Source organism: Nostoc flagelliforme FACHB-838 (genome assembly GCF_014698065.1).
GTDB classification, from domain to species: domain Bacteria; phylum Cyanobacteriota; class Cyanobacteriia; order Cyanobacteriales; family Nostocaceae; genus Nostoc; species Nostoc flagelliforme_B.
Map to the genome: position 1 here is coordinate 1 of NZ_JACJSI010000365.1, position 5,829 is coordinate 5,829.

Here is a 5,829-nt window from a genome sequence, read left to right on the forward strand (position 1 = left end):
CGTCAATGCAATTTGTGTTGGGTCAAATAGTCCAAACGCATGGGCTGGCATTGTTTGACCTGCAACTATTAAAGTCACACCTACAGCATAAATATGATGCTGATATTTACGCCTTAATCTACCTATCGCTTTCGCCACAATTTGAGATTGTGTTCTGACTTGGGGTTGAAATTTATTATTAGATGCCAAGATAATCGCTCCTTTCTTCATGTTTTTTGACTAGATAAAAACCATTGGAAAACTATTTACGGGCAACCGAAATTTTCAGATAGAGTCTAAATCCCATTTGAAATCTTTCCTATTTTTAACGAACAGAATATATGCGTCAGTCGTCAGAATGGGCTAAACCTTAGCTATCCGCTAACAGAATTGAATTCTGTGCCAGTAGCGGATGAATAAACGGGTTTAACTCCCCCACTAAATCGGAGATTTAGTGGTCAATAATACAGTGGTGGGTCTGAATCCCACACTCATTAATTCTGACGACTGAATTCTGACTTCTGAATTCTTCTTCAATTTTTTCGGGTTTTCGATGCTCTTTGTTGAAACTCGCTTTCTACATCAGCTAAAGTATGCTCTCTAGCTAGAGAGCGAATCTCTTGAAGTACTGCGATGTGGCACTCGTATAGCTTGGCGTAACCATCTAATCCACCTGTCTTTTCATTGGTGAATTTCTTGAACTCCGGCAAGTACTTACGAGCTATATTCAAATAGGCTTGTAGTTGCCTTGCAGATACTTTTGGTGTCAGCAAGGACGCAACTTCTAATCTTGTTAGTTCTTCATGCTGGCAGGACAACCCCCTTGTTTCCATTCGTGCTTAGAACTTCTTGGAACTTCCAACTACATATAAAAATACCCGCTTTTTTCGTGGCGGGGGAGTGTCATTTTAAAAAATATTAGCGGCGACAAAAAACTGGTTAAAGATAAGAATCGAGCGCTTTTCCTTCCCTTTCCCACTTTTCATCTAAAAGACGACAAGCTACGCGAACAACATTCTGAGGATTCCGTTTATGTTCTCCTGGCATATTCCAGTTCCGGGTCGTGTATTCGCTTTCGTATCCCAAAACCAGAGCAAGCTCTCGATAACTTAATTTCCATTTCTTCTTAAACTCTATTGGGTGCATAGTATTTATTTGATACTTGCATAAGGAACTTATTTAATATTTATAACATAATTCCTTGGTCAAATCTTTATAATTTACTTTGGAAATATTGAGCAAAGTTTTTTATTTGCTTATTTTAATACTTTTTCAAAACACATTAGCTATTATCGGGTTTATCCAATTTATCTATAATAGAGGTATTCTCTTTTAACCAATCATTTTTATGTCAAACACAGATGCTCATTTTCAGCAACTATTCCAACCAAAAAGTCAAGTTAACAAAGATGAAGAAAATCCAACCCAATTAGCCAATCGCCTAACTCCTACTGATGACCAAATCAAAAACTGGCTACAGTCACCACAAATCAAACAGTGGCTTACAAAGCTACTAATGGGCATACCGAATAATCTCAAGACAGAAGCCATAAATACCATAATCAAAAATGTTATACAAAACCCAGATAAAGACTGTCGAGTACAATTCGGTAGTTCAACTATTGGAGTTGATGTTTTACGGTGGCAGCTTTGGGCATCCTATAAATTACCTTACGCCAGTGGAATCAAAACTCCTGATTGCCCCTACACTTTGAAGAAACATTTGGATACTCCCGACTAGCTTCCCAAATCACATAATCCCGAAGTTTCATTAAATTCCCACACAATACCCGATCTATTCTTACCAAAACTACCATGCTTAACTGCGAACTGAGAATTGCTTCCACTATCTTACAAACAGCAATGACAAATAAATAGATAAAAGTACGATTTTAATCCGTACTTCCGTCTCTTGATTTTTAATCAATCATCGTTATATTTTGGAGGGTTAAGTATTTGCAATGCAACAGGCGATCGCACATCTTAAGGGCAGGTACGCCATCGCTTGACTCCCATTAACTTAGTAGATGACTAAATCTTCTATTGAAGCCAAATTTGATGACGTTAACAGAAACATTTCTTTACCAAAAGAATGGGTCTAAAGCCCCGTGTTTCCAGCACGGCTTTAAAGTAAGGAGTAAGGAGTAATGAGTAAAATTTCTTACTTATTACTCATTACTCCAGAATCCCCGATCGTTTACGGCGGGGAGGATGTCAAATCTCTTTTAGGCGATCACCCATGAACATCTTTCATCCATCACACAAGGAGATTCTTTAGAGTTCGTAAGCCAATTGGATTTTCGATTTGGGACGATGAGTTAGCTTTAGAGCTACCCTTGTAGAAGAACAGAATCTCTCAACTACTCTTTGACTCATGATCAGGCTCCTTCAAGTCGAAAAATTTCCGATTCTGATGTTGCCGGAAATCGAGGCGTATTTAGAAAGTGGACTATTTCGTGGAATCGGCAAGAAAACTGCTCAAACTTTGGTCAACTGTTTTGGAAGTGAGACTTTATCGATATTAGATAACAACCCCGAAAAACTTTACACTGTTCCCGGGCTAACTCAGTATCGTATTGATGGTATTACCAAAGCTTGGGCAGATAGTAAAAGGAACCCGAACTTTGGAGTGATTACCCAACTTTTGACTGTGGGAGCCTCATTGAAGTTAGCTTTGAAAATTTGTGACTATTACGGACACAAAACTGCAAATGTACTTCAGAACAACCCTTACAGATTAATTGATGACATTGACGGCATCGGTTTTAAGACTGCTGATGAGTTAGCCATATCTCTTGGTATCCCGCTATACAGCGATACTCGTTATATCTCAGCTTTAATCCATGTTTTAAAATCCGGCTTGCGTGAAGGGAATTGTTTTTTACCGTCTGAGCAATTAGTAAGTATTACCACTTCCCTGCTTTCTTCACCACAGCATACGCCCGATGTTCAATTTTTAAATACAATCATTCAACAGTTACTCGAAAAGGGGACTTTAGTTTCGGGTGATGTTGGTAATAGTGTTTATCTCAAAGCTGCTTATCGGGCTGAACTTTCTGTGACTTTGAAGATTCTTGCTCTCCTTGAGCAACCAACTCACCCCACTGAACATTTAGAACACTGGTTAGCCGAATTCCAAACTACTGACTATCGCCAACTTTCACGTTTAAGTGATGAACAAATCAGCGCCTTGATGATGGCAGCTAAACATCCAATTAGCATTATTACTGGTGGCCCTGGTCGAGGGAAAACTTATGTACTGAAAACCATTATTGAATGGTTCATGCATACTGATAAAACGATTGCACTTGCCGCTCCAACAGGGAAAGCTGCTAACCGGATGAAAGATGCTACAGGCATTGAAGCAACTACCATTCACCGTTTATTGCAATGGCAGGGACATCAACAGGTTTTTCTTTATAACGAGGATAATCCTCTAAATCTTGATTGTCTAATCGTTGATGAATTTTCAATGGTTGATATATTTCTGTTCAATTCGCTACTCAAAGCCTTGGACAAAAAAACCAGAATTGTACTAGTAGGGGACTTTGATCAATTGCCCAGTATTGGCGCAGGAATGGTCTTGCGAGATTTAATTGTTTCTGAACTCGTGCCAACAACAAGATTACAGACGATTTATCGCCAACGGCACGAAAGCCCGATTATTTATGCCGCTAATGATGTCAATTCTGGCATAGTCCCTACACTGCACAATTTTAATCAAGTTTCTGGTTGGATGGATGTCGGTGACTGTGCAATGATTCAAAAAGATTCGCCCCAAGCGACCTCCCAAGCCATCGTTGAGTTGGTTAAAGCTATCGGCCAGTCAGGTGTTGATTTAAATCAACAACTAATAATCTTAGCGCCCCAAAAACAAGGAGACTGTGGAGTTCACAATCTCAATCAGCTTCTTGCCCCTATCTTTAATCCCAAACAAGAAAATCAACCACAAGTTGTCTCTGGGTCAGTTATCTACCGAGTCGGCGATCGCGTAATCCAGCTGAAAAACCGTTATGAAACTGTCCCGCCTGTGATGAATGGCGAGATCGGTCAGGTTATTGCTGTGGAGACGGAAAAATTTTTGGTTACGATCTCTTGGGAGGGCGGCGCAGTTGTTAATTATTATCCTGGAGACTTCGAGCAAATTATGCACTCGTTTTGTATAACTTGCCACAAAAGTCAAGGTAGCCAATTTCCTTATGTGATTTTCCCATTGGTCAGGGCTAATTACCGGATGTTAACCCGTCAGCTGCTCTACACGACTATGACTCGCGCAATGGGTACATTCATCGCAGTTGGGCAGCATGAAGCATTGAAAACTGCTGTCGCTACTGATAAACCCGCCCAGCGTTTTACTGGACTAACCAATCTCCTCATTTCACCTGTTGAGCAACTTAGTGAAATCTGGCAGAGTTTGAGCAACACCAGAAAAACCACTTGTGCGACAACATCTGCGTCTACTGTTACTGTCGCTTCTAGGCTACAACAACGCCAACTGACTGCAACACAAGGAGAGATGACTACTATTGGTAGTCTTGCACTACAAATGTATGAGTCTAAGTATGGTTATCGTCCGTCAAAACAGCCCGAACTTGTTGGTAAGTTTCGTTTTAATACTTATCACTATGAGGCTACCGCAATTGACGAGATTGATTCAGCAATTGACGCAGTTCTGCGCCTTTAATAAAACCCATGTTGGGCATGGAAACAACGGTCGCATCCAACCAGACTACTCTTGAAGTACACTTTTAAAATCTATGGCTATTCCAGCAGCAGAGTTAAAGATCGGGCAATCAGTAAGGTATTTGATTGGGACTCGAAGTGGCATGAGTGCGGCAATAACCGATATCAGCAAATCATCTCTTAGTCTCAAAAATACTTATATTGTTACTTTGACCTTTGATGATGATTCACTACCAAATCACTTAAAAACACAACCACTAACTGTTTATGACGAAGTGCTGTCAAGTTGTGAAATAATCACATTTTAAAAAATTAAAATTGGCAACAGCAGAGCGCACATTTGCCGCTACAAGTTGAAATTAATCAAAATACTAACTTGCAGGCTGATATAATCCCGTATTTTCGTTAAATTCCCACCCAATACCGGATCTATCTTTGCTCTTACACCATGCTACAAAAAGCGGTGGGGGGAGTTTAATTCGCTCCTTGCGTACACTTTCTTCACTTACACCAAGTCTCTTGGCTAAACCTTCTTCAGTTAACGGTTGCATTCTAGGAGTATGCGCTTTGAATGACGAATTATTGTAGTACGATTTCTGTCCCCGCCTTTGTTGATTGTTGAGATAGTCTTGAATTTTAATGATCGCCTCAGCCAACTGTGTCATTCGGGCTGTCATCTTTTCAATTTTTTGTTCTAAATTGGCGAGATTATCAATTGCTGTGGTTTGGTTGCTATTAGATTCATTTGAAAACTCTGACTCGAGCTTATCAAGTCTTTCGCAAATAGCTCTTATCGTTTCATTAGTCGAACTGCTGTGATTTTTATTACTCTCAACCAAGTACTTCTCTACACTTGCCTTAATCTTTGAATCTAGGCGTTCGTCTAAATCGTTACCACCTATTTCATCAACCTTATCTTGGGAATCGCCTAAGTAGAGTTCGATAAATTCGAGCAGCGTGGCTGTTGCGGTCGTCCCTTTCGAGTTGCAACAGGCGATAAACTGCTCCCACTTCCTTTGGTCACAGTTGAAAGATGCTAATTTTTTTTTCCGCCCTGTATTGCTCATGGAAAGCGTATCATCTAGGTAAACTTGGACTGTCCACGCTTATTAAATCGTGTAATTCATCATGATGAATTACCTTGATAGTATCATCGCCAAATGTGTC

The 5,829-nt window shown here is 40.0% G+C and carries 5 protein-coding genes and 1 pseudogene; 3 read left to right on the top strand and 3 right to left on the bottom strand.

Annotation, left to right across the window (positions count from 1 at the left end; all coding sequences use genetic code 11):
* Both H6G97_RS43780 and H6G97_RS43785 read right to left on the bottom strand, forming a co-directional pair.
* Positions 1 to 189, bottom strand: a pseudogene (locus H6G97_RS43780) (hypothetical protein); the annotation flags it as partial.
* A 323-nt stretch (positions 190 to 512) separates the two neighbouring features.
* Positions 513 to 797: a hypothetical protein gene (locus tag H6G97_RS43785; RefSeq protein WP_242056014.1), complete on the bottom strand. Its 285-nt coding sequence runs from the start codon at positions 795 to 797 to the stop codon at positions 513 to 515.
* A gap of 530 nt (positions 798 to 1,327) precedes the next feature.
* Here H6G97_RS43785 and H6G97_RS43790 point away from each other — a divergent pair.
* The 3 genes from H6G97_RS43790 (at position 1,328) to H6G97_RS43800 (ending at position 4,970) form a co-directional block, all read left to right on the top strand.
* The gene (locus tag H6G97_RS43790) at positions 1,328 to 1,720 is read left to right on the top strand and encodes a hypothetical protein (RefSeq protein WP_190946754.1); all 393 of its coding nucleotides are present in this window, start codon (positions 1,328 to 1,330) and stop codon (positions 1,718 to 1,720) included.
* Positions 1,721 to 2,353: 633 nt separating this feature from the next.
* The gene (gene recD2 / locus H6G97_RS43795) at positions 2,354 to 4,663 is read left to right on the top strand and encodes an SF1B family DNA helicase RecD2 (RefSeq protein WP_190946755.1); all 2,310 of its coding nucleotides are present in this window, start codon (positions 2,354 to 2,356) and stop codon (positions 4,661 to 4,663) included.
* A gap of 73 nt (positions 4,664 to 4,736) precedes the next feature.
* A complete protein-coding gene (locus tag H6G97_RS43800; RefSeq protein ID WP_190946756.1) occupies positions 4,737 to 4,970 on the top strand; it encodes a hypothetical protein in 234 nt (77 codons plus the stop codon).
* Positions 4,971 to 5,033: 63 nt separating this feature from the next.
* Here H6G97_RS43800 and H6G97_RS43805 read toward each other — a convergent pair whose 3' ends face one another.
* Positions 5,034 to 5,729 carry a hypothetical protein gene (locus H6G97_RS43805; RefSeq protein ID WP_190946757.1) on the bottom strand — a complete coding sequence of 232 codons (696 nt, stop codon included), beginning with the start codon at positions 5,727 to 5,729 and terminating at the stop codon, positions 5,034 to 5,036.
* Positions 5,730 to 5,829: the final 100 nt, after the last annotated feature.